The organism is Gracilimonas qinghaiensis, assembly GCF_046602855.1.
Taxonomy (GTDB): Bacteria; Bacteroidota; Rhodothermia; order Balneolales; family Balneolaceae; genus Gracilimonas.
The window spans coordinates 2,079,177-2,104,924 of the sequence record NZ_JBKINJ010000001.1 but is presented as its reverse complement, the minus strand read 5'-3'; the positions used below and the strand labels follow the sequence as shown (position 1 = coordinate 2,104,924).

The window sequence follows — 25,748 nt, the reverse complement described above, 5'->3', positions numbered from 1 at the left end:
CCCACACATCTGTGCTCTATCTTTGCGGCATGAAATTTATCTATGACAAACTGGAATCCCGTAATCCCCAAATTTATGCCTGGCTGGTTCTGGGACTCCTTTTTCTGATATACATCTCAAGTTTTGTGGACCGGCAGATCGTGGCGGTACTGGGAACGGCCATTCGGGATGACCTAGGTTTCACTAACACTCAGATCGGTGTGCTTTACGGCCCTGCCTTTTCTCTGATCTATGCGATCTGCGGTATATTTATGGGATGGTTCGCCGATCAATTTTCCCGAAAACGGATCATTCTGATTGGCTTGGTGATCTGGAGCCTGATGACCGTTGCCAGTGGTTTTGCCAGCTCCTTCGTTTTTCTGGTGACGGCGAGATTTTTTGTCGGGGTAAGTCAGTCAGCACTGAGTCCGGCCGTGTATTCCTTATTGGCTGATTACTTTCCTCCGGAAAGAAGGGCGCGTGTATTCTCGGTGTATGCCTCCGGGATATTTGTTGGGGTAGGGCTTTCATTTTTGATCGGTGGCTCGGTAGCGCAAGCCTATGACTGGCGGGAAGCCATGAAGATCGTGGGCTGGCCCGGACTGGTGATCGCCGCCATTGGTTTTTTGTTGATCCGTGAGCCGGGCAGGTCCACCAAAACAAGTGATCGTTCGGCCTCAGATTTCTTTGACGTTTTGAGATACATCCTCAGGAAGAGAAGTGTGCGTTATTATCTTGCCGGATTTTCACTGCTATCCCTGAGTGGTTATACCATTTTGGCTTTTGTTGGAACCGTATTGAACGACACCTTTCAGGCCCCATCCATGATCTCCCAATATGGGTGGTTCATGTTTTTGGCCGGCGTGGGGGTAAATATTTCAGGCTGGCTGGCTGATAAGCTGGCGGTCAGATACGGCCCTGAAAAGCGATTTGTGATGGGCATTGTAGCCGCCCTGGGCGGACTTCCATTCTATTATTTTGGGTTGATGGCTGAGTCGGTGATGATGGCCTTTATACTGATCGGGATCGGAAATGTGATCGCCTCATCATACAACGGAGTGGCTGCGGCCCTCATACAGTATTTTGTAAAGTCGGACATGCGGGGAATGGCCGGCGCGGTGTACTTATTTGTGATCAGCATTGTGGGATTTGGGATCGGACCGCCCGTAACCGGCTGGCTGATCGATCATGTGTTTACGGGTACTTATGGACCTTCCAAAGCGCTGATACTGGTGTTTACGGCATGTGGGGTACTGGCCACCTATTGCTTCATGCAGGCCATGAAAAGCTATGCTAACGACGTGGTAACTTAAGCCCCCGATCTTATCAGGCATCTGCCACCATGCCGCATTGAATAGAGCCTTTTGTGTTCAATCAGGTTCGTTTGATCCATCACACGTGATCGTTTGGAAAATGACACGTGATTCTTCCATCCAACACACGTGATTTTTAGATCGATGACACGTGATTGTTTCATCCAACACGTGTGATCACCTAAACCATACCACTCAACCCAATTTTAGAGGACGCTTATCTTTGCTTGCAACTAACCCATAAGGTGTTATCTTACGGGAACTTAGATGGATGTTTTACGACGATATTATCAGGCCAATATGCAGTATAATATGCCAATATCACTGAATTACTAATGTGAAAGGGTACGTACGGGTCTTATACAAAGTCTCATAAGATAGCCCCCGTCGCATGTTAATATGTTGGGCTCAGTTGTCATGGAAAAGAAAGCCTACAGATGAAAAGTCCCTAAACAAGGAGACATCAAGACACATTATTCGGACAACTTCACTGGCTTCTTATTCTATTTTGTTGACTTACCCAATCAATGGTTTCAGATCTCTACGATTAGCTAAAATACTAACATCCTTAGTATTCTCAATACGCTTCAACTGTTCTAATACTCTTTGTTGCGTTTCAGGAGTCCAAAAAATTTGAAGTTGATTACGTGCCCTAGTAACCGCAGTGTAGAAAATGCTATGTGTAATATCGTCCTCATTAGAGTCTGTTATAACAATTTTTACAGAGTCGTATTCCAGTCCCTGAGCTTTATGTATCGAAACTGCATAAGCAACTTGAAATGGAACTGTTGTATTATTTGAGTCGTCATCTTCATCACTTGTATCAAGATCAAAAACTGAGAACCGAACAATTGAATCTCCTAACCATTCTAAATCAACTCCAAATACATCAAACTCTGTCAGAGGCCTATCAAGATCAATATCGAACTGTATTTGTCCTTTTTGGTAATCTATCCCGACAATAGTACCCTTTAAGTTATTATAAATAACGGGTCTAAATCTTTCGGTCTCATAAAATAGAATTGGGTCACCAACTTTATATGTAGCCACACGCCAAGTGACTGCTTCATTTGGGTTACTGCTTTGTAAGAAACGATTAACATTATTGATTCCATAAAGACCATCATAGTTAAGACAAAGAATAATTTCATCTTTTTCCTTGGCTTCAAATAGTGACTCATCAAGTACAGAAGAGTAATTGTTATGAGCCATACATTCTGAAATATCATCTTTTATACCTCGAACCTTACCCCAGAAATCTAGTAATGATTGATTTGTAGTTCTATAAGGAGTTGTCAACTCAAAAATTGAGGTGCTTGGTATAAAGGATCTTATGATTCCAAACCAGTTTCCAAACTGAATTGACTCAATTTGATACACATCCCCAACCAAGACAAGTAACCTAAACTTAGTATTATTCAAAACTTTAATTAAATCATCATTACTTACAGTACTACACTCATCAATAATGAGAAGGTCATACTGAATGCTATTTGTACCTTTGAATATTTGGCTACTTATTGTTCTAAACTCTGAGTTCTGGGCACTTACTCGGCGTTTTAAATTATCAATTGCTGGATTTGTATGAGCCAAAAAAAGTTTATCCTTATCATTAAAATATTGTGCTATATGGTCTACCATAGTAGACTTACCAGTACCAGCTGCCCCATAAATTAATGCAACACAAGAGTTACTGAATAACCGTTTTAAAGCATCTTTTTTTATAGGGTCATCTATTTTATTAGCTCCTTCTTTTATCCAGTGTTCTACAGCTTTGGTATACCCTGCAATCCCTGAGGATGCTTTATCCTGTAAAGATTCTACTATAGAAACTGTATCATTCTCGTAACCAATTATAAATACGTGGCCCATATCTTTAATAAGCCTACGTTCCTTGTGTGTTTTATATAGATAACTGTTATAAGTAGAAATCAAGTTATCTATATCCCCAAATTCCTCAAGGTCTGCAAGTGGGGTGTATAGTATCCCATGTTGTTCAACATTATTTTTAACTCTTCTTGCCAGTAATTCATGGTTTCTATTTTCAATATCGAGGCTTTCGACTAAATCCCAATACCGAGGATTATGACCAAGCAAAGAAGTGCAAAAAGGCATGGTGTCAAAAGGGATGCAACCATAACCAAGTTTCATGCCTGAAAGAAGATTACAACTCTCGGTGCTATACTGTAGCTTAATTATTTGGTTATTCATTCTCAGTAACAAATACCGAAGAATATTTTGACCTGAAGATGAAGACTTTACAATTTGGCGGACATTATCCAATAATGGAAAAATTATTGGTTTAGAGACACCTGATGTACCTACATTTCTTACTCTTGCGAATTCATTATCAGATAACTCAACAAGATCTAGGAGGCTCCCAGAACCCGCTGTTAATCCTTTCATTAAATATCTATACTCTTTAGAGTTAGTACGTGTTTTTATTTTAGAACCTAGTAGACGAGCGAAATTATCAAACTCACATGGCCGGATAGAAACTTCCCATTTTCGAATCACTATAATCGGCATTTTCTGACCAAATACTTCGATCGATTCAGGCTGAAGTGTCAATGTAGCAGCATATTTATCAGTCATCTCTATATCAGTAAATGCGATGATCCGATCAAATTTGCTCACCTTATTTATTGCACGGTTAAAGGTCACTTCATAATACACACGACCTTCAAGGAAGAATGGACGAATTTTATGAATATAATATCGATCACTTCGATACTGACCTGTTTTAGTTTTACGTACTAGATCAATTTTCTCAGCTATCTTGAGGTGATATTCATGTAGCGATGGATCGAGATCTACAGGAAAAGATTCAAGATTAGCAAGAATCTCTAATTCAAAATATTCTTGAACTAAACTCCTTAATCGGTAGAGATATTCATAATACTTAAGCATCAAGCGCTCTGAACCATCTCCATCAAAGGTATAATGAGATGAGCTTTTCTGTAATAGTTTGTGGAATTTGTCAATAAACCTAAACTTTGCCCTTGTCTTGATAAACTTAATTCCATTTCCTATTGCAGAGTAATCAAATACAGCATTAGGTGATCAGGTCTCGAGTAATACAGCAACACCTTCGACTAAGTTTCTAAGTTGAGAAAGCAAATTTTGTGAAAGTAAAGTCCGGTGTTCATCAAGTGATTCGATATTATTACAAATAACTTGATCTGCACTCTTTATCTGTTCAATTACTGTGGCCATATATATATTTTTTATGCCTATGTGTGAAATAAAATACCTAAAATCTTCTACATATATACCATAAGCAGGATACACCAAGCATTGTACTTAATGAAAAGAAAATCATTATTAAGTATGTTGTCATTTGAACGCCTAACAAGCGCATCAACTGTGGACGCGGACGGAGCTTCGGTTTCCAGCATTGCTTGTTTTAAAATTATCACCGTTAATCTCCAAGCCGCTTATCGCGTGGGTCCTTAAACAGATCCTTACAATTCTACCCTCAATTACCAGCACTTCAGAGCCAGCCGGAGTTGAGAATTCAGAAAGATCCGGTCAATAGGTTTGGACCGAAAAGCCGCTATGTAAATAGAGGGGTAGGTTTTACTTCTTTTTTAGATCCCATAAAATGATATCGGAAAGATTCAGGTTTAAAGAGGCACATCAAACAAAGCTGAAAATTTCGAATAATTAAATAAAAAGGATCAAGATAGATATGAGTCAACCACTATTAGAAGCCTACGATATGAACGGCCTGCATTTAAAGAATCGGGTTGTTATGGCACCCATGACCAGAAGCAGGGCCGCCAACGAAGGCAATGTGCCCACGGATGACTTGCAGGGCGTGTATTATGAACAAAGAGCCGGGGCCGGACTGATCATTTCGGAAGGCTCGCAGATCTCTGAGGAAGCCGTTGGTTACATCAATACACCCGGAATATATACGGAAGAACAAGTAGAAGGCTGGAAAAAGATCACAAGCCGCGTACATGACAAAGACGGAAAAATATTTTTACAGCTTTGGCATGTAGGCCGGATTTCTCACCCTGATTTTCATGATGGAGAGCTGCCATTAGCGCCGTCCGCAATAAACCCCAATGAGAAGTCGTACACGCCGGAGGGTTTTAAAGATACGGTAACCCCTAAAGCCATGACCAAAGATGATATAAAGAGAACCATCGCTGACTTTAAACACGCGGCTAAAAATGCCATGAAAGCCGGCTTTGATGGCGTGGAAATTCATTCCTCCAATGGATACCTGATCCATCAGTTTTTCAATGCTACTTCAAACCAAAGGACCGATGAATACGGAGACAGTATTGAAAACAGGGCCCGTTTCTTTTTTGAAGTGCTTGATGCGATCAAAGAAGAAGTTCCGGAAAACAGGATAGGAGCCCGCTTCAATCCGTCATTACATGGCATATTCGGTATGACCATGGATGAAGAAACCATCCCTACCTTCGATCACGTGATCAATAAATTGAACGATTATGACCTGGCTTATATCCATTTGTCTGAGCCGTTCAATGATGTGAGTGATATAGAGTATGCCGAAACAGAGATCGCCAAAAGATACCGCCCTATGTACGACGGTACGCTGATGATCAACAGTGCGTTTGATCAGGAAAAAGGCAATGCCGTCATAGAAAGAGGGGATGCTGATCTGGTTGCATTTGCTAAGCCATTTATCTCCAACCCTGACCTGGTGGAACGGTTTAGACAGCATGCAGAATTGGCGGAATGGGATCAGGATACCTTTTACACCCCGGGCAAAGAGGGTTATATAGATTACCCTGCTATGTCGTAGTGAAAGAAGAACTAACAATTATTTTCAAAAAGGCTCCTTCGGGAGCCTTTTTTGTTAGGTGATGATCTCAGTATGCCCCTGCTTTATCTCGTTCCCAACATCTCTGTTGGGAACGCAATGTGGGACCTCCCGGTCCCAATGAATAAAAGAGGAAATAAATCATCCGCTAAACAACGTAACAGGAATCAATCCCCCAATTCCCTCATAATTTTTTGCAGATGAATACCTCCAATCAGTCGGCATATCCACAAAGCCGGCATTAACCGGATTTGCATGAATATATTCGATCTTTTGGCTAACCATATTAATTGAGCTTAGTCGTTTGGGATGAAGTCCTTCCTGCCAAACCTGATAGGTTCTATATATTTTATGTGATTTCTTATTCCATTCCAATTTTTCAAGCCAGTGAGAATGACCATCCAGTACTAAAACATCCAAAATTTGACGAGCGGTATATGACTTTGCAAGCCTAAGCTTCTTTGACAATTCCTGACCCTGAACTACTGCATGAAAGTGATTGTGCATGATGACATAAGCATATAAATTTACGGCTCTTTGTTGTTGTAGAAACGTTAATTGATCAAGCAGAATTTGAACGATATTTGGTTTTGAAAAAAGAGGTAATTCTTCTAGTAATGTACTGGTAATAAAATATGGATAGTGTTCTTCGTAAAATTTATATCGGCTTCGCCCCATGATTTCACTTTCTTTTTTCTATGTAAGAGGGATGAGAAATGGATTCCTTACAAGTTTTTTTCTTGTGGACCGGGAGGTCCGCCGTGGCGTTCCCAACAGGGATGTTGGGAACGAGAGTGAGGAGATCCGCTTGGTCGTGTAATACTGCCCTCCGAAAGTCAACTTCATGCTGTCCGAAATAATAAATTATATCTGGTAGATCGTGATCCTGAGACCAGGATCGATGTATATAGTGTAGAGCTTTAGATCTTGCACTAGTTCCCAACCCGGATGTTGGGAACGGGAGTATGTACTACCGTAAGGGCGAATCGCATTCGCCCTGATAAGGCCCAAAAATATAACGCAAAAGCTAATAAGGTCTAATTCAACTCTTGATCCTATTCGCCCGAAACATGCCATCAGCTGCCTGAAGGATCTTCATACGAAGTTGTTTGTTGTAATTGGGACGTTCAGCTAAGAACGTACGCACAGTTTCCACGGCTGAATCAGAAGAATAGTTGCCAAGCGTAACATCCAGCCAGCGCTTTGGGAAAAAGATATCGCCGGTGACCTGAATCTCCTGAAGCAATTCCAGGCTAGGCAAGATGTACTTCTCAGATTCCTCAATACGCAACGGATGGTGCAGGTAGCCTAAGGCCCCAAGCACCCATGATTCGACCTGTCGGTTTTCTTCATCCTTTAGAGACTCAAAGAATGCGTCCCGAACTGTTTGATCATTAGATAGTGCAGGACGTATGAATTCAAACCGGCGCTTTCGGTCCTCATTTTCGATCTGTTCTGACTGAACGGATACGATCTTCGAGGCCTGTTCAGGTATTTTTAGAGCTAAATTACCGGCCATCGATATAAAGTCAGACTCTGACAGGTTGAGTCCTTCAATTTCAAGATCACCACTCCAGATATCATAGACCTTTTGGATCTCGCTTGCTGACATGGTAATATCCCTGAAAGCATTGAAGAACAGTTTCTTTTTGGAGCTTTCTGACTGTTCCATCACCATGTCCCAGAGGATACCTTCGGTTTCTTCCATGATATCGTTTCTCTGATCATCCGTTAAAAATCTCCAGTAGATGGTTTCGATATAACCCAGGATCTGATCCTGAAGAAGTTGGTTTTCCTCAACCTGAATAAGATTTAACAGCTTGTTATATAGACCGATCGGTTCCACATCATTTTGCTCCAGCATATTCTCATACAGATTGATGAGATGGGATCCTTTGCGAACATTCCGCATGTTTTCCCAATACTGAAGCGTTTCAAGATCTGCAGGAAATAGACCGTAAGCACGTCCATTGGCATTAAAGACCTTGGTCTCTGCTTGCAGTTCATTCAGTGTGGCAAAGGTGGTCGGTTCATCACTTAGAATATCAAAGAACTTGAACGAACTGTCTTGTGGACTTATGGTCCAGATACCGACCTGTTGCGACCAGACCCTTTCCTTACCGGCAGGGTCAGTCTGAACCAGGATATCATAACGCAGAGGCTCACGACCGGGCAAATCGTCTTCTTTGAATTCCACAGAAAAATGAGGCCGGCCGGGCGTACTCACCCAGACGTCACTCCATGCAATCAGATCCTGATCGGTTTGTTGATCCAATATTTTAATGAGATCCGGCCATTTCGCGTTGTCAAAAGAATAGGTACTCAGATACTCCTGCATACCTTCTTTGAAAGGTTCCTCCCCAACTAATAATTCAAGCTGCCGCATCATAATGGGAGCCTTGTTATAGATGATGGCCCCATACATTTGTCCGGCTTCATTCAGGTTATCGAGGTTCTGGCGAATAGGGTTGGCTCCTTCAGTACGATCCACTGAGTAGGCGCTGGGATGGTGGCGCAGGAGGAAATTAAGGTCATGGTCGATCTCAGGAAAACCTGGATTGACTATTTTGGCGGCCATGAAATTGGCAAATACTTCCTTGGTCCACACATCATTGAACCACTCCATAGTGACGAGGTCTCCGAACCACATATGGGCCGTTTCGTGAGCGATCAAGCTGGCCCGACTCAGAAGCTGGGAATCTGATGGATCTTCATCCATAAACAAGGAAGAAGCACGATATTGTATAGCTCCAACATGTTCCATTCCTCCATATTGAAAGGATGGGATGAGAGCAAAATCAAACTTCTGAAAGGGATATTCAATTCTGGTATAATCTTCCAGCCAATCAAGAGAAGCCTTGTGAAGGCGGAAGATGTCATCCAGGTTTCTCTCCACTTTTTTCTGATCCGACTCCCTGTGAAGCATGGTCATTTCAACATCGTCCACCGAGCGGGTGACTTTCTCGAAATCACCGGCCACAAAAGAGAACAGGTAAGAGCTGATCAGCTCAGTAGGGGCAAAGTTCAACGTTTTTGAGGAATCCGATGCGTGCTCATAATTGATGGGAGCGTTGGCAATAGCTTCCCAGTCTTTAGGGATCTCAAGGGTCAGGTCATACACGGCTTTCAGGTCCGGCTGATCAAAAAGAGGGAATGCCGTACGGGCGCGGTCGGGAACAAACAAGGTGTATAGATAATCCGGATTGCGGTTCAGTGACGACTCACCGGCAATGAAATCAATATCAACCGTATTTTTTCCGGCAAAAAGAAATTGATCAGGCAGAATGATGTGTTCATATTCAAAGTTGATCTCGACGTCTTCACCGTTGATGGACAATGACTTGAGGTGATGTTTCGATTCGCGGAAATCGAGTTGTATATCCTGACCATTTTCTTTCAGCTCAAATGATATTGTTGCCTGAGCTTCAATAGAATCTGATTGCTCAGCAGGAATATTAAAGTAAAGTTCATAGGTGATGTCCGAGATATTGGCTTTACGAAACTGAGCCAGTTTCAGAGAAACACCGGGCTCAATATTGGGCGAGGTGGAACATCCCAGGGTTCCAAAGATCAAACTGATTGTAAGTATGTAGTTACGTAATGAAGAGTAATTCATAGACCTGATTTTATTTTTTGACCGCATGCAAAACTACCAACAATCAGGAAGATATCAAGCACCTAATTTGTTAAGATTCGTGATAGAAAAATAATGGGAGGCGTAAATCGGCACGCTGTGCCGAGGTGTGGAACACCATCCAGTAATTAACCTTTTATCCAACAATTTGAAAACCTGGAAAAACAGACAGGGACTTTCTGTCCGACCTGAATAGATGTTTACTTACTCACCTACTTTTGGCTTGATCCGCAAGTTGACTGATAAGCTCCAAAAGTAACAAAAGGTCAAGGCTGTGAAAAAAGAACTAAAGCTGACTACTTTTCACTAATAGAAATCAATGCTGCTTCACAGGGCTTGCTTGTTTTATTAATTCCATGCGACATAATTTTTTTAAATGCCTGGTCATTACGGGCTTATAAAAAATAAAAAAAGCACCCCGTTTGATCAGGCTGCTTTTTTAATGTGTAGTTCTTACCAAGATTTGAATCTGTCAAATACAGATTAAGCAGGTGTTTCCACATTGAATTTCTCTTCGATCAGTTTTACAAACTGAGCTTTTGGCAGAGCACCGGCGGCCATTTGTGGCTGTCCATCAACCGGAATAAACAAGATGGATGGGATACTTCGGATCCCGAAAACAGCAGCTAATTCCTGTTCTGCTTCAGTATCTATTTTATAAATATCAACCAAGCCTTCATACTCTTCGGATAACTCTTCCATAATGGGAGCTACCATTTTGCATGGACCGCACCAATCTGCGTAAAAGTCAATTATTGCAGGTTTTTCTCCTTTATAGTCCCATTCCTGATTATTTTCATAATCAAATATTTTTTTCAGGAAACTCTCTTTTGTTAAATATTCAGTAGCCATGTTATTCTCTTTTTATTAATGTATTCCAAATGGCTGTAAAGTGGCCAAGTGGTTATTAATTTGTTTATGTATCCTAATGGTTAAAATACAAATATTACCCGACAAGTAGAGGTTAGATCAATAGATATTGGTTATAAATGGCATAGTTAAGCAGGAGAATTTACCGTTATTGTTAAACCCAGTTTGGAAAAACGAGTCATAACCATGTCTCTGTCGGCAGGTTTCGGTCAGATCTTTTGGCGATCAACACTTTACTTATGGTATTAACTATAATTGTAATGAGCTCAAGAAGTCGTGAAAGTGAGCTAAACCGACTCCCGTAAGCCATTAAAATCAATGTTTTTACCAAGAAATTCTTAAAAACTGAAAGGCAATAAAAAAAGGCAGCCTGATAAAACCGGCTGCCTTTTGAATAATTATTTACTATGAAATGAAGTAATTATTTCAGATCGAAACGATCGAGGTTCATTACTTTGGTCCATGTATTCACGAAGTCGTTGAGGAATTTTTTCTCGCCGTCTTCTGCTCCGTACACTTCTGCAAGGGCACGTAGTTCTGAATTGGAACCACAGATAAGATCAACTCTTGAACCGCTCCACTTTACGTCACCGGTTTTACGATCACTTCCTGCAAATACATTTTTCTCATCTGTAGTTGCCTGCCAGGTTGTATTCAGGTCAAGCAGATTTTTGAAATAATCGTTAGTCAGTGTTCCGGGCTTATCGGTGAACACGCCTTTTTTGGAACCGTCAAAGTTGGTATCCAAGACACGCATTCCACCAAGCAGGACCGTCATTTCAGGGGGGGTCAGTGTCATAAGCTGAGCTTTGTCCACCATCATTTCTTCAGCTGAAGTATGATGCTTAGGGGCAAAGTAGTTTCGGAAAGCATCTGCCGGGGGTTCAAGCCATGCAAATGATTCTACGTCTGTTTGCTCCTGAGTGGCATCAGTACGGCCCGGTGTAAATGGCACGCTTACATCATGGCCGGCCTCTTTAGCGGCTTTTTCAATAGCTGCAACACCACCAAGTACGATCAGGTCAGCGATAGAAACTTTCTTATGACCTGACTGGGTATCGTTAAATTCAGACTGAATGCCTTCGAAGGCTTCAATTACTTTAGCAAGCTGTTCCGGATTGTTCACTTTCCAGTTTTTCTGAGGAGCCAATCGAACACGAGCGCCATTTGCACCACCACGTTTATCAGAACCGCGGTAGGTAGAGGCAGATGCCCATGCTGTTGAAACAAGTTCAGAAACTGAAAGTCCTGAATCCAGGATCTTACCTTTGAGTTCTTCAATGTCTTTATCGTTAATCAGTTCATGATCCACTTCGGGAACAGGATCTTGCCATAGCAACTCTTCCTCAGGAACTTCAGGTCCCACTAAGAGTGATTTTGGTCCCATATCACGGTGTGTCAGTTTATACCATGCACGAGCAAAAGCATCTGCAAATTCATCGGGATTTTCGAGGAATCTTCTGGATATTTTTTCGTAAGCCGGATCTTCTCTCAGTGAAAGGTCAGTTGTAAGCATGAATGGCTGATGCTTTTTCTCAGGATCATGAGCATCGGGTACAGTACCTGCACCGGCTTCGTCTTTTGGTTTCCATTGCCATGCACCGGCAGGACTCTTATGAACCTCCCATTCAAATCCGAAAAGATTCTCCAGATAGAGCATGGTCCATTCAGTTGGCTTTTGTGTCCATGTTCCTTCCAAACCACTGGTGATTGTATCGGCACCTTTTCCGGTTCCGTATGAATTTTTCCAGCCAAGTCCCATTTGCTCAATAGGTGCAGCTTCAGGTTCGGCTCCTAGGTGTGATTCAGGTGCGGCACCGTGAACTTTTCCGAATGTATGTCCACCTGCTATCAGAGCAACCGTTTCTTCATCATTCATTGCCATACGGGCGAATGTCTGACGGATATAATCCGCTGCCTTTTTAGGATCGGGTTCACCGTTAGGTCCTTCAGGGTTTACATAAATAAGACCCATGTGGTCGGCACCGAGCGGCTCTTCCAGATCGCCATCTTCAGTGTGGCGCTGATCTGCCAGCCATTCTCCTTCGGAGCCCCAATAAATATCTTCTTCCGGTTCCCAGACATCTTCACGACCGCCACCGAATCCAAAGGTCTCAAAACCCATAGATTCAAGAGCTACGTTTCCGGCCAGAATCATAAGGTCAGCCCATGAGATCTTTTTCCCATATTTCTTCTTGATCGGCCAGAGTAGCAGTCGTGCTTTATCAAGATTCACGTTATCAGGCCAGCTATTCAGGGGTGCAAAACGTTGATTCCCTGTAGCACCGCCACCACGGCCGTCTACCACACGGTAGGTTCCGGCACTGTGCCAGGCCATGCGGATCATAAGCGGGCCATAGTGACCAAAATCAGCCGGCCACCATTCCTGAGAATCCGTCATCAATTCTTCGAGGTCTTTTTTTACGGCTTTCAGGTCAAGCTTTTTAAATTCTTCTGTATAGTCAAAATCTTCACCCATTGGGTCAGACTTTGAAGAATGCTGCCGCAGAATGTTCAGGTTCAGTTTATTGGGCCACCATTCTCGGATCTTTGCACCATCGTTGGCAGAGTGCTCCATTGATCCATTATGAAACGGGCATCCATTTTCTTGGTTTACTTTATACGTTGAAGCCTTGTTGTCAGAGCTTCCTTTATTATCAGACATTTTTTCTCCATTAAATTCTTACTTCGATAGGTTACTAAGAAAGCGATTCCAAGCACCTGAACCAAATCAATAAACATTTAAGTCGTGATAGGTTTTCTTTATGAAGAAATTGTGAAGGGGTGGAAATGGAAATTATTGTACGCTGATGAGGTCAATTTCAAAGATCAGGTTAGCATTTGGGGGTATACTTTCACCTGAACCCCGTGATCCGTAGCCATAGGCAGATGGAATATACAGTGTGATGGATCCACCGGACTGAAGTAAAGGAATTCCGATCTGCCAGCCATAGATAAGATTACGCAACGGGAATGTGACGGGATTTTGGGACTGATCGAATGTGGTGCCATCACTCATCAGTTTACCCTGATAATTAACGCTAACCTGACTGCAAAGTCCGGGTGTTTTACCGGAACCTTGTTTATTTATCACATATCGCAGACCGGATGAATGTTCTTGCACGTTTTCGATATTATTTTCGGTCAGGTAGGTATCAATGGCAGTTATATCCTCCTTAAGTTGTGTGGAATCAACGCCTGCAAGATTCAATTCGTAATTACAATCATCAGAGTTGCTGAAACAACCGCTTGAGAAAACAATGATGGAAAGAAAAAGGACTGCCAGTACAGCTTTAATATAAAGATGCATTTTTAACTAATGAGAAATGTAGATGATCTGATTTATTTAAGCCTCAAAGATACTACAGAACTCTGCATAAATGCATCTTTATTTATACATCATTCAGAGCTTCGTTCAGAGCCTGAAGACTCTTCTTGGCATCACCGAAAAACATCTGATTTTTCTCATCGTAGAACAGTGGGTTGTCGATGCCTGCATAACCGGGACTCAAACTTCTTTTGAATATAACGGTACGTTTGGCTTCATCGACATCTAGAATAGGCATGCCGTAGATTGGGCTTCCGGGTTCTGTCTTGGCAACCGGGTTTACCACATCGTTAGCTCCGATAATCAAGACAACATCTGTTGTTTTGAATTCAGGATTGATCTGATCCATGTCAAGCAGTTGATCATAAGGAACGTCTGCTTCAGCAAGCAACACATTCATATGACCGGGCATACGTCCCGCTACGGGATGAACACCATATTTGACCTGAACACCACGTTCCTCAAGTTTCATTGCCACTTCTTTGAGAACGTGTTGAGCCTGGGCAACAGCCAAACCATAACCCGGCGCGATAACTACTTTGGAGGCATAGGCCACCTGAATGGCAAGATCTTCTGCAGAAGTTTCACGAACGGTTTTGTCTCCATCTTCGCCACTTCCTGAGCCGGCAGAATCACCGCCGAATGCTCCGAATATCACATTAGCCAGAGATCGGTTCATGGCTTTGCACATAATTTGGGTCAGAATGAGTCCGGCTGCGCCAACGAGAGCACCTGCAATAATAAGCAGGTTATTGCCGATCACGAAACCGGCCATGGATGCTGCCAGTCCCGAGTAGGAGTTAAGCAGAGAAATGACCACGGGCATATCAGCTCCGCCAATTGGGATAACAGAAGTGATACCGATCAACAAAGACAAACCGAGGATCACCCAGAATATAGTTTGGTTAGTGGGATCAAAGGTGAAAAAGCCGATCAGAACCAAAACTGCGATCATGGATCCGATGTTGATGATATTGAGTCCGGGGAAGGTGATCGCGTTACCTGAGATGAACCCCTTGAGTTTTCCGAAGGCAATGAAGCTACCGGTAAAAGTGAGTGAACCGATAAAGATACCGAGTCCGGTGGTAACCAGGCTGTCCGGCGTCATGGTTGTTGGATCCACCAAACGTGAAAATTCTCCCCAAGCTACCAATGCTGATGCACCACCCCCAAATCCGTTGAATACGGCAACCAATTCGGGCATGGCGGTCATAGCCACTTTTTTGGCCAAAATGACACCGACCAAAGCACCGATCAGAACACCGGCTATGATCCATTCAAAAGAAATAATCTGCTGGTCGAAGAGCGTGACCACGATACCGATGAACATCCCGAGAGCCGCATATTGATTTCCTTTTCGGGCTGTAGCAGGGGAGTTCAGTAATTTCAAACCGCGAATAAAAAAGAAGGTGGCGATCAGGTAAATGATCTGAATGGTGTCAGGTAAATAGGGCAGGAACGCTTCGGGTAAAAACTGACTCATTTCTCATCCTCCTTTTTCTTGAACATCTCCAGCATGCGGTCGGTAACCATAAATCCACCCACCACGTTGATGGTGGCAAACACAATAGCCACAAATCCGATGATCTGACTCATCTGAGAGTCAACGCCGGAGTGGCCGGCCACAATAAGAGCCCCAACAATGGTGATCCCCGAAATGGCATTGGCACCACTCATAAGCGGTGTATGCAAAGTCGGAGGGACTTTGGAAATTAGTTCAAAGCCAATAAAGCAGGCCAAAACAAAAATAAATAAGGAAAATATTAAGGCTGACATGGTTTTTTTAATTTAGAACATTCAACATTCAACACTGAACATTGAACTTCGAAGTTGGATGTTCGGCGTTCGATGTTCGTTATTTTTTCAACATCGGGCTTATGACTTCACCCTGATGCGTAACAGTGGTTTTTAGCAGTATTTCGTCTTCGAAGTTGAAATTTGGTTTGCCGTCTTCGATCAGCAGATCTAAAAGTGCGTACATATTCTTTGAGTACAGTTTGCTGGCGTGAAGCGACAGTTGACTTGGCAGGTTGTTGGGCCCTACAATGTTCACACCGTATTTTTCAACGGTTTTTCCGTGTTCGGTAAGTTCACAATTTCCGCCATTCTCTGAAGCGATATCCACGATCACTGAACCGGGCAACATATCCTTTACCATAGCTTCGGTAATAAGAACCGGAGCCGGGCGGCCGGGAATGAGTGCCGTGGTAACAACGATATCTGATTTTTTGACATGTTCGTGGATGGCCTGTCGCTGAAGATCTTGTTTATTTTCATCCAGTTCCTTGGCATATCCGCCTTCAGTTTGGGTTTCTTCACTACCCAGTTGAACTTCCACAAATTTGGCGCCCAGACTTTCCACTTGCTCTTTTACTTCGGGGCGGATATCGAAAGCTTCTACCACCGATCCCAGCCTTTTCAATGTGGCTATAGCTTGAAGACCGGCTACTCCGGCTCCTAATACCAGTGATTTGGCAGGCGGGATGGTTCCCGCTGCGGTCATCATCATTGGTAGATATTTGTCGAGTTCGTTGGCAGCGATGAGTGCAGCTTTGTAGCCGGCAATGGAACTCATGGAGGAAAGAACATCCATACTCTGGGCTCGTGAGATACGCGGAACGGCATCCATTCCCAAAGCAGAAATTCCTATTTCTTTAAGCAGTTCAACAAGCTTGGGATTCTGCAAAGCCCAGAGAAAGCAGATCAAAACGGTGTCTTTTTTTAATTTCTTCAGTTCCTCTTCGCCCGGAGTTTGAATGGTTAACAGGATGTCGGAACCTGAGAGGATCTCATTGCGATCACCGGCGATTTTTGCCCCTGCATCTATGTATTGTTTGTCCGGAAAGTTAGATGCGTTACCGGCACCCGGTTCAACCCAAACTTCAAGCCCTTTTTCGATGAGCTTTTCTGAGATTTCCGGGGTTAATGCGACTCTGCGCTCGAACTCTGCTGTTTCTTTTAAAACACCTACGATCACTGCAAATCCTCCTTTAAGGTTATACCTGCAATAAGTAAGTTAATTGCCGATAAATCGCAAACATAAATAGATGTTCCAGAACGGTGATTGGTATTCCATTAAACAAGTAAGTTTTTTTACCTTCGGATCATCAGGGGAGCAAAAACAAGATACTTTGTGAATTTAAGATGAAGTCAGAATAAGCAAAGTCTATGATTTATATAGGATAATTTGAGGGGTTATTTTGTCTATTTAACCTTATAATTCATGCTGAATCAAAAAAGGATATTATTATGGAAGATATTGCAGGAAAAACATTTAAAGTTGTAATCGTCGGAAGCGGTCCGGCTGGATTTACTGCCGCTCTTTATGCCGCAAGAGCGGATCTGAACCCGATCGTATTTGAAGGACCTGAGCCAGGTGGGCAGTTGATGACCACCACCGATGTAGATAATTTTCCCGGTTACCCGGAAGGAGTGATGGGGCCGAAAATGATGCAGGATTTCCGCGAACAGGCAACCCGGTTTGGTGCCGATTGTCGTTATGGTATGGTTACGAATATCGATTTTAGTCAAAAGCCATACATATTAACTATTGATGAGAAGACGGAGATCTTTGCTCATGCCGTGATCGCATCAACCGGTGCTTCTGCGAAATGGCTGCACTTGCCAAGTGAACAAAAACTGCGCGGTAAAGGAGTGTCTGCATGCGCAACCTGCGACGGGGCTTTTTTCCGTGATCAACATGTTCTTGTTATTGGGGGCGGGGATACCGCCATGGAAGAAGCCACGTTCCTGACCAAATTTGCCAGCAAAGTAACTGTTGTGCACCGACGTGATGAACTGCGTGCTTCCAAAGCCATGCAGCAACGTGCGTTCAATAATGATAAAATTGATTTCATGTGGGACAGTGAGTTGGTTGAAGTTCTAGGAGACAATGTAGTGGAAGGAGCCAAAGTCAAAAACCGGAATACAGATGAGGTCACCACCTTGGATGATGTAACCGGTGTATTTGTAGCGATCGGGCACAAGCCAAATACCGATCTTTTCAAAGGGGTGGTTGAGATGGATGATGTGGGCTATATTCAGACTAAAGGTCAGACAACAGAAACGGATCAGCCGGGTCTATTTGCCTGCGGAGATGCCATGGACGCAGTGTATCGACAGGCCATTACAGCCGCCGGAACCGGATGTAAGGCTGCTTTGGATGCTGAGCGCTATCTCGGAGAGCTGGAAAGCAGAGAAGCAATCGCTGAATCACACTGGAAGTAATCAATAAGTTAGAAAGTGATAAAGTGAGCCAAGGTTGAATAACGCCTCACTTTATCACTCCTTATTTATCACTCTTCTTTTTTCCTACCGTTTTCTCTTCTTTATCCTCTTCTTTTTTAGGGCCTGATTCTGTCTTAGCTTTGTTTTTTTCTTCAGTCTCGCCTTCAGACTCATGCTCATCATCATCTTTGATATTAATGAATTCAGCATCCACGGAATACTCGTCTTCATCAGTCACTTCCCGCTCCACGAGGATCTGATAATCATTGATGAACATAGCAAACATCCCAATAGCTGCTATAACCGGCGCCATAGCAGTTGCTAACGTCACCCCTCCAACGCCAACCGTCAAATTGGTCTGAAATTTGACTTCTCCCTCTTTGTTCTTGATGATCAGCTTACGGGCACTTCCCTCTTTGATCATTTTTCGGATCTGACTGATCACTTCATTAACACCGCCCTGGATCTCCTGATAGATCGTTTTTGCCTTCTCTTTAGCTTCTTCTTTTTTCATGATATGTATGATTTATGAAAATTTTTTGTAAGGATTTGCTTTCTCACAGCTCTAACTACGTAAAGAGAATAAAAAAGATTCAGGTACAAAACATGCTTTCAAGAGTTTATTGTGCGTCAACGGTCGGGGTAGATGCAAAGATCATTGACGTAGAAACACATCATACAAATGGAATGATAGCCTTTTTCTTGGTTGGTTTGCCGGATCGGGCCGTCAAGGAATCGCGCGACCGGGTTGAAGCCGCTATTCGAAATACCGGATCCTACTATCCTCTGGGGAGGATCACCGTAAATCTGGCACCGGCCGACCTGCCTAAAGAGGGAAATGGATTCGACCTGCCCATTGCAGTAGGAGTTTTGAATATGTCAGGGCAGCTGCACACCGATAAACTGGATGATACGGTGATGCTCGGCGAATTGGCACTGGATGGAAAGATCCGTCCGGTGAAAGGAGTATTGCCGGTTGCGGTTGAAGCAGCTAAAAAAGGCTTCAAATACCTGGTGGTTCCCAAAGAAAATGGCGGGGAGGCGGCCGTGGTTGAAGGAATTGAGGTATTTCCGTTTGAGCATTTAAATCAGGTAAAAGACTGGCTTGAAAATCGGGGCAGTATGGATCCGCTCAGAAGTAATGTTCAGGAGTATTTCCATCAGAATGGAAAACACAATCCGCTTGATTTCAGTGATGTGCGCGGACAGGAAAATGTAAAACGCGCATTGGAGATCGCTGCGGCAGGTTCGCATAATGTTGTAACATTGTAGCAAATTCTAACGCCGATTGTATAATAATATAAACGACACTGCTGCGCTAGCTGTGTCAAATTTACAATCAAAGCAAAAATAGAGAAATACAATGAAAAATCAGCCCTTAGCATACAGTTACATACGTTTTAGTAAACTACGCCAAAAAGATGGAGATTCTGAACGTAGACAGACGGAAGATGTTAACCCGGAAGCGATAGCCCGTGAACTTGGTCTACCACTTGATAACAAACTTAATCTTATTGATAGAGGTAAATCAGGCTTTACAGGAGAACACCGTACCAAAGGTGCGCTTGGAGAATTTGAGAAACTAATTGAAGAAGGAGAAATAGCACCCGGCAGTGTTTTAATCATAGAGGAAATGGACAGGTTAACACGGGAGGCACTTTTAGAATCTGTTCATTTAATGACAGGTATTCTTTTGAAAGGAGTCGGTATCTATACTGGAATGGATGAACAATACTATACCAAGGAAACATTTGATTTCGGGCAGCTTGTTTTATCTGCCAACAAATTACAGACGGGGCATGAGGAGTCGCTTAAAAAATCTAAACGGGGAACATCCACGTGGAAGGAAAAGAGGAAACAAGCTGAAAAAGGAAACAAGAAACTCACAGCCGTTTCTCCTATGTGGTTGGAGCCAATTTGGGAGGATGAGACTAAAAAGGAAAACGTAATCGGATTTGAACCAATCCCTGATATAGTAGAAGCCGTACGGGAGATATTTAGGCTCAAAGAAAACGGAATGGGAAATGCTAAGATTGCAAAAGCATTAAATGAGGATGAAAGGTTTTTTAGTCCTGAACCAAATAACCGAAATAAAAACGGAGGCTGGCCGGGTAGTACCATCCAAAGATATATACATGACCGCAGAGTTTTAGGAGAGCTACAACTATACAAAAAGAATAAAGACACTGGTGGGAAACGGGTTGTGGATGGAGACCCAATCAAAGACTATTATCCTGCTATTGTAGACGAGGACTTATTCTATGCAGTACAAAACAGGCTCCAACGGTTCCGAGAAAAAAACGGGTGCCCAGGTGGTAGGACAGGTAAGGTTAAAAATCTATTCTCCCATATCACCAAGTGTGGACAATGTGGAGGTTCTATGCACTTTATTGATAAAGGTAAGCCACCAAAAGGAAGAACCTACCTACGTTGCGATGTCTCCCGAAGAGCATTAACTGATGAGAATGGAAAAGCAATATGTACGGCAAAGAATATCAGGTACGATGATTTCTTTGACATCTTCTTTAAGTACATAGACGAACTGGAAATTTCTTCCATGTTACCAAATCCAGAGAATACCCATGAGCAACTTGAACAAAACCGCAGGTTAATTGATGCTAAGCATGGACGGATAAGAGAAAGCAAACAACAGGAAAAGAACTTAGCGGACAGTATCGCAAACACTAAGAGCTCTGAAGCCCGTGAGTCGTTAGAGAGTCGCTTATCTGACCTGTTAGATGAAAGGAAACAACTACACACCGAGTTAGAGAAGTTAGAACGGCAGAGAATGGAATTATCGCGGGAAGCGGAAGACCTTCGCCAGTCCGTTGATAATATAGAAACGGTTCGGGAACTACTGGACTCACAGGAAACAGAGGGAGAACAGATTGAAACTCGTCGCAGGCTTCGAGGTCTTATCCGAAAACTAATTTCTCGGATTGATATTTACCCGTTGCAAGAGGACTACAAAGAGATGGAAGAACTGGAAGATGAACCCGGTGTTTATCTATACATGGAGAGCGAGTATATCGAGAAAATTCGAGTGTGGTTTAATACTGCCAATAACCACAAAGCGGTTATCCAGCTCAAACGGCACAGGGTAGCATATTAGCCTAACTGATATTTTACTCCAATGAATGAAGCAATTCCAGTGATTAATGCACCAACGAATACGCTTAATAAGTCTAATGTCATTTTTTTTTTTTGGTTTGTTCAAAATAAACTTTCAATAATCGCTACCCTGCTTCCGGCGCTCCTCCATCTTATGGCTAACCCATCCTTCCAGTGGGAGGTACACTTTCCACCAAAGGGCGAGTATCAAAATCCCACCGTACAGGATGCCAAAGGCAATAAATAATATGTTGGTGATTAATTCATTCATCTGCTTTATATAGTAAGAGTGATTTCAATGCAATTCCTTACAAATAAATATTAGTCACACCTCAAATATTTTATCTATCTCTTTCTGAATATCTTTGGCAAGAGTTGGGATTTTATCTAAAATTATCTTTTTATTTTCATCATTTAGCTTGCCACTGGATTGCAAAGCTTCTGCGGAGTAATCTTCAAAATCACTTAACAGATTGCTTAGCTTTGTATAATGAATCCATCTTCTATTTGAACCAAAAAGATCAGATACTTCAGTAATGTAATTGTCAGCACCAGGGAATTCAGATAAATTCTTCTCAATATTTTTAGAAACCAAAAAAGCGACTTTACTAACCTGTTCACTTAGTTCAAGAAGTTTATCGGCATACCTATCCCATTTTAGTTTTGCCACCTCTACTTTTATCGTCTTATCCATTTGATATTTTACTCCTATAAATGAAGCAATTCCCGTGATTAATGCACCAATGATCACGCTTAATAAATCAAGACTCATAACGAGTAAAATTATAATACTTTTTCGATTTTAGAGACCGTTTTGCTAAAACTGTCATCATATTTATGTTCAATAAGTAAGCATTCATTTTCATTAGCCAATTCTTTTTTTCTTCGATCTCTAGCTTTAGTTTTATGAAGCCCTGATTCACCACCAAATATTTCAACAGGTTCATAATGTTGTAGTCCATTATATTCTACTGCTATTTTTTCAATTGGAAAATATATGTCAAAAGATTGTTTACCCAACCATTGAGGACTTGCCTGAAATTGGATAAATTTATTTTTGAACGTTTTCTGCAAGTTTAAAAACAAGCTATATTCAGATTTCCAGCGTACTTTATCAAAGCCAGCAAATTCATAATAATCATTATGTAACTCATCAGCTAGTTCATATAATCTAGCATCCATAATGTCCCCCACAATATTTAGATAATGATATACTTTAGGATAATCTTTTTGCCTTGCTTTTAATTTATTTTGATCCTCAATAATTTCTGAGTTAAATAGAGCTAAATCTCCTTGAAAGTAAGACTCATAGTCTGACAATAATTTTTCTTTATTAGAAATAGCGGCACTAAACCAATTAGTTTCCATTTCATTTGGATCAATATTATACCTTAAGATGCTATAACGACGGTTTTCATCTATAAATTTTTCCCTATTATTGTAAAGGTAATTTGGATCATTTAGAGCATCTACCTCCTTGCCAAATTCAATAATATATTTTCTATTGTTCTTTAAGTAATTACTAAATTGTTCGTAAGATTCATTAATAAGCTGATCATCAAAATAGCTTATATGAAAGTCAGCTGTTGTTTTAACCTCGTATCCAGACTTATATAGTGAATACATTGTGTGATAGTTTGGGTCATAACCACTATGATAATAATCACTTTTATAAAGCCACTTTACCGTTTCTTGAGGTCTTAAATAATCAACAGCAAATAAAAAGGCATCATTTATTCTCCAAAGATCGACATTTCCTAAATTCCATATTTTTTTTGTATGGGAAATTAATTCTTCAAATGATATCTCGTTATTTATTGCATCATTGACAATACTTTTATAGTGACTTAGTATAAGTTTATTGCTGGAAGAAAAGTCAAAATTATCGCTGATCTCACCATCGTAGAAGAGGTAATTTATTACATCGTTATTCGCATTTACAGATTTATTCTCATCTGTTAATACAATCAAATTGTATAAATATGATTTATCATATTCAGTTTTAGTATTGTATTTCTTTTGTAATTTCTTTTTCCTTTTATCGTATTTATCTTGGTCAATAAGTTCAAATTTTTTTGCTATCTCTAATTGGCCAGTAGAATAAAATGTGAGAGGGTGTCTATTTACTGATGTGTCAATATCATAGAGTTGATATATCTCGAAACAATCACTGTCATCTATATTTTTAGTGTTGCAGAAGGCCTTGAACTTAGTAAGTTGTTCTATAAATGTTTCATAAAACCCAGTATTTGGTATTTTGATGTATTCTTTTATGAAATTAATATTAGAGCCAAGGATTTCTATTATACTTTCATAATCGTAAGTATATACCCTATACCTTAAATCGGATATAAATAGGGCAGTTTTTATATAATCTGTTATGAGATCAGCTAAAGACATGTATGGTTCTGATTTGTTTTTTTTACTGAGATGAGGCAAATCATCATATATAACAGATTGCTCTTCCTTAAAGGAGTGCTCTAGGTCATCAATAAATTTACTTTGAGGAGTTTGAATTATATAAAACAGATCAAATAGTTGATTTTCAATACCCTCAAAAGAATCAAAAAGTTTACGCCTTTCAATATGAGTGGTGAGCTTATATGGGTTGGACTCATATTTTATTGATTTAGAAAAATTTATCAATGCTTCATATATACCATTGTAATCATTCTCTTCATAATGATTCAGTTCATTTTCTGGGTTGTAGTTAATAAATACTTGATTATGGTATAACGGATCTTCGGATGGTTTGAAATATCTAAGTTTAAATAGAAATTGGTTTTCTGACAGTATTTTTCCTAATTCATTGAAATATTCAAGTACAGATTCTTCATCTAATAATTGATTAACTGACTTTAGTAAATCAGATTTATATCTATTTAAGTTATAATTTCTGATTTCTGACCTAGCCATTCCTTGCATCATGAAGTAATCGAATATTTGTTTTCTTGAATTAGTTAGCATAGACTCAAAGTTTACTCGTTATTGAGAAAGCCCGGTGCCGGAATCGCTGGGCTTTTTCTATTTTCTGTTCAGATTTTAAATTAATTCTCTTCTAGCTCAACCGGACTTTCCAATTCTTGTTTAATTGATATGTAATCATTTAAAAATTCATCAAGTGATGAGTTTAATATATTCCTTAGCGTTGCTTCTAAGTCGTTTTCCGAAGTAATAGTAATTCCACTACTTTGCCATGTAATTGAAAAGATAGGTAACGGTATTTGATCAAGTGAACTTATCTGTGTTAGTTCCAAATCATAACGAGCAGCTTTACCAAAATTGTCACCACCTTTGAAGCCAATATCTAGCATTAATACATTGAAAGACAATGTGGCTATTGTATTTGCACTTGCACCAATTCTAATATCATTCTGACGCAGACGAAGTTCAGTTCTATTCTTAAGCTGATTTTCCAACCTAGAATATTCTGAGTCTTCATCAATATTAACTACAACTTCTACAGTATCAATATTAGCTAAAGATAATTGTCTTAAAAATTGACCGTTTGCAGAATGACTTATTCCAACACTCGTCAGAAATGTGATGATAAATAATCTAATTAAATTCATTTTATCATCCTCCATAATTAGTCTTCTTTATCAATAGCGAAACCACTAACTGTAACTACTTCTCCGGAACGATTAATGTCAAAATTTGCGATAGCATCCGCACCCCAGCCTTTGGCGACTTTGAATATTTCATCAATAGCTTCTTGAGCATCAACATTCTCAGTAGCATAATAATGAGCTCGACTACCTTCGTATCTTTTCCAAACTCTGAAACTTTTTCCATCTGAATCAATAACACCATCAACGGCAGAATTGTAAAGGGAGTAGCTGATCTCTTTTGTTTCTGGATATAGTTCAACGGAAACTAATCCGATAGACTTGTAATCCCCATATGGTTTTTCAATAGTTATTTGAAACCCTTGGTCACTATATTTTTTAAAATCAATATTGTAGTAAATAAATCCCCCTGGTGAGGTAGGATCAGTTTTTGTGGTTGCGCATGACGCTAGAAATGCAATGGAAATAAATAATAAAATTAACTTGTTCATTTTTTGTACTCCGATTTCTTAAAATGTATTTGTTGAATTGGGAGATTCTCATCAATTAGGTTCTCTAGGCTACCTATCTATATACTCTTTGTTCTGTCCCTTCTTTAAATGACTATTCAATTCCATGATCTCAATGTGCATTTGATCCAATTGCTTATTCGTTTTTTTGATCTGAGTTAATATTGACCCAACTGTAAATGGGAGGATAATCCACAGAATTGCTACTATAATTCCAAGAATTGATAATATTAACAGTATTCCTGATAAAGCTTCCATATTGTACCTCGATTTTATTGTTTATGATTAGTGATCTAATACCTAAAACTCAAAATCCTTTTGTTGCTTCATTAATTCTAAACTTTATGGTTTTGGGTGGCACTTATTGAACCACTGCCACATGCCCCCTCAAAATTTTTGTTAATAAC

The 25,748-nt window shown here is 40.9% G+C and carries 19 protein-coding genes and 1 pseudogene; 5 read left to right on the top strand and 15 right to left on the bottom strand.

Annotation, left to right across the window (positions count from 1 at the left end; all coding sequences use genetic code 11):
* The first annotated feature begins 29 nt into the window (after window positions 1–29).
* Window positions 30–1,292 carry a spinster family MFS transporter gene (locus tag ACKGJO_RS09370; RefSeq protein WP_411323161.1) on the top strand — a complete coding sequence of 421 codons (1,263 nt, stop codon included), beginning with the start codon at window positions 30–32 and terminating at the stop codon, window positions 1,290–1,292.
* Between the two features lie 516 nt (window positions 1,293–1,808).
* Here ACKGJO_RS09370 and ACKGJO_RS09365 read toward each other — a convergent pair.
* Window positions 1,809–4,508, bottom strand: a pseudogene (locus tag ACKGJO_RS09365) (ATP-dependent DNA helicase).
* A 475-nt stretch (window positions 4,509–4,983) separates the two neighbouring features.
* Here ACKGJO_RS09365 and ACKGJO_RS09360 point away from each other — a divergent pair.
* Entirely contained in the window at window positions 4,984–6,075 is a 1,092-nt protein-coding gene (locus tag ACKGJO_RS09360; RefSeq protein WP_411323160.1) for an alkene reductase, read from the top strand.
* Between the two features lie 159 nt (window positions 6,076–6,234).
* Here ACKGJO_RS09360 and ACKGJO_RS09355 read toward each other — a convergent pair whose 3' ends face one another.
* The 8 genes from ACKGJO_RS09355 to ACKGJO_RS09320 form a co-directional block, all read right to left on the bottom strand.
* Window positions 6,235–6,771 (bottom strand): REP-associated tyrosine transposase, encoded by a 537-nt coding sequence (locus ACKGJO_RS09355; RefSeq protein WP_411323159.1) that lies wholly within the window; start codon window positions 6,769–6,771, stop codon window positions 6,235–6,237.
* A 364-nt stretch (window positions 6,772–7,135) separates the two neighbouring features.
* Window positions 7,136–9,709 carry a M1 family metallopeptidase gene (locus ACKGJO_RS09350; RefSeq protein WP_411323158.1) on the bottom strand — a complete coding sequence of 858 codons (2,574 nt, stop codon included), beginning with the start codon at window positions 9,707–9,709 and terminating at the stop codon, window positions 7,136–7,138.
* Between the two features lie 501 nt (window positions 9,710–10,210).
* Complete coding sequence (gene trxA, locus ACKGJO_RS09345; protein ID WP_411323157.1) at window positions 10,211–10,579, bottom strand: thioredoxin; 369 nt, start codon at window positions 10,577–10,579, stop codon at window positions 10,211–10,213.
* A 439-nt stretch (window positions 10,580–11,018) separates the two neighbouring features.
* On the bottom strand, window positions 11,019–13,262 hold the full coding sequence (gene katG / locus ACKGJO_RS09340) for a catalase/peroxidase HPI (protein ID WP_411323156.1): 2,244 nt from the start codon (window positions 13,260–13,262) through the stop codon (window positions 11,019–11,021).
* Between the two features lie 132 nt (window positions 13,263–13,394).
* Window positions 13,395–13,907, bottom strand: a complete 513-nt coding sequence (locus ACKGJO_RS09335; protein WP_411323155.1) for an FKBP-type peptidyl-prolyl cis-trans isomerase — start codon at window positions 13,905–13,907, stop codon at window positions 13,395–13,397.
* Window positions 13,908–13,989: 82 nt separating this feature from the next.
* Window positions 13,990–15,408, bottom strand: coding sequence for an NAD(P)(+) transhydrogenase (Re/Si-specific) subunit beta (locus ACKGJO_RS09330; protein ID WP_411323154.1), 1,419 nt, complete (start codon window positions 15,406–15,408; stop codon window positions 13,990–13,992).
* Window positions 15,405–15,701: an NAD(P) transhydrogenase subunit alpha part 2 gene (locus ACKGJO_RS09325; RefSeq protein ID WP_411323153.1), complete on the bottom strand. Its 297-nt coding sequence runs from the start codon at window positions 15,699–15,701 to the stop codon at window positions 15,405–15,407. Before ACKGJO_RS09325 ends, ACKGJO_RS09330 begins: the two co-directional genes overlap by 4 nt.
* Before the next feature lie 79 nt (window positions 15,702–15,780).
* Window positions 15,781–16,902: a Re/Si-specific NAD(P)(+) transhydrogenase subunit alpha gene (locus tag ACKGJO_RS09320; RefSeq protein ID WP_411323152.1), complete on the bottom strand. Its 1,122-nt coding sequence runs from the start codon at window positions 16,900–16,902 to the stop codon at window positions 15,781–15,783.
* A 272-nt stretch (window positions 16,903–17,174) separates the two neighbouring features.
* Here ACKGJO_RS09320 and trxB point away from each other — a divergent pair, with 272 nt between their 5' ends.
* Window positions 17,175–18,152: a thioredoxin-disulfide reductase gene (trxB, locus tag ACKGJO_RS09315; protein WP_411323151.1), complete on the top strand. Its 978-nt coding sequence runs from the start codon at window positions 17,175–17,177 to the stop codon at window positions 18,150–18,152.
* Between the two features lie 61 nt (window positions 18,153–18,213).
* Here the strand turns inward: trxB and ACKGJO_RS09310 are convergent, their stop codons facing one another.
* Window positions 18,214–18,666: a DUF4342 domain-containing protein gene (locus tag ACKGJO_RS09310; protein ID WP_411323150.1), complete on the bottom strand. Its 453-nt coding sequence runs from the start codon at window positions 18,664–18,666 to the stop codon at window positions 18,214–18,216.
* Window positions 18,667–18,758: 92 nt separating this feature from the next.
* Between ACKGJO_RS09310 and ACKGJO_RS09305 the strand changes: the two genes are divergently transcribed.
* Complete coding sequence (locus tag ACKGJO_RS09305) at window positions 18,759–19,424, top strand: magnesium chelatase domain-containing protein (protein WP_411323149.1); 666 nt, start codon at window positions 18,759–18,761, stop codon at window positions 19,422–19,424.
* Between the two features lie 91 nt (window positions 19,425–19,515).
* Entirely contained in the window at window positions 19,516–21,264 is a 1,749-nt protein-coding gene (locus tag ACKGJO_RS09300) for a recombinase family protein (protein WP_411323148.1), read from the top strand.
* Window positions 21,265–21,378: 114 nt separating this feature from the next.
* Here ACKGJO_RS09300 and ACKGJO_RS09295 read toward each other — a convergent pair whose 3' ends face one another.
* From ACKGJO_RS09295 to ACKGJO_RS09275, 5 genes are all read right to left on the bottom strand, one after another.
* Entirely contained in the window at window positions 21,379–21,534 is a 156-nt protein-coding gene (locus ACKGJO_RS09295) for a hypothetical protein (RefSeq protein WP_411323147.1), read from the bottom strand.
* A gap of 54 nt (window positions 21,535–21,588) precedes the next feature.
* Window positions 21,589–22,035 (bottom strand): hypothetical protein, encoded by a 447-nt coding sequence (locus ACKGJO_RS09290; protein ID WP_411323146.1) that lies wholly within the window; start codon window positions 22,033–22,035, stop codon window positions 21,589–21,591.
* A gap of 11 nt (window positions 22,036–22,046) precedes the next feature.
* Entirely contained in the window at window positions 22,047–24,230 is a 2,184-nt protein-coding gene (locus ACKGJO_RS09285; protein WP_411323145.1) for a hypothetical protein, read from the bottom strand.
* Between the two features lie 80 nt (window positions 24,231–24,310).
* Window positions 24,311–24,850 (bottom strand): hypothetical protein, encoded by a 540-nt coding sequence (locus tag ACKGJO_RS09280; RefSeq protein WP_411323144.1) that lies wholly within the window; start codon window positions 24,848–24,850, stop codon window positions 24,311–24,313.
* A 2-nt stretch (window positions 24,851–24,852) separates the two neighbouring features.
* Window positions 24,853–25,323, bottom strand: coding sequence for a hypothetical protein (locus ACKGJO_RS09275; protein WP_411323143.1), 471 nt, complete (start codon window positions 25,321–25,323; stop codon window positions 24,853–24,855).
* Window positions 25,324–25,748 lie beyond the last annotated feature (425 nt).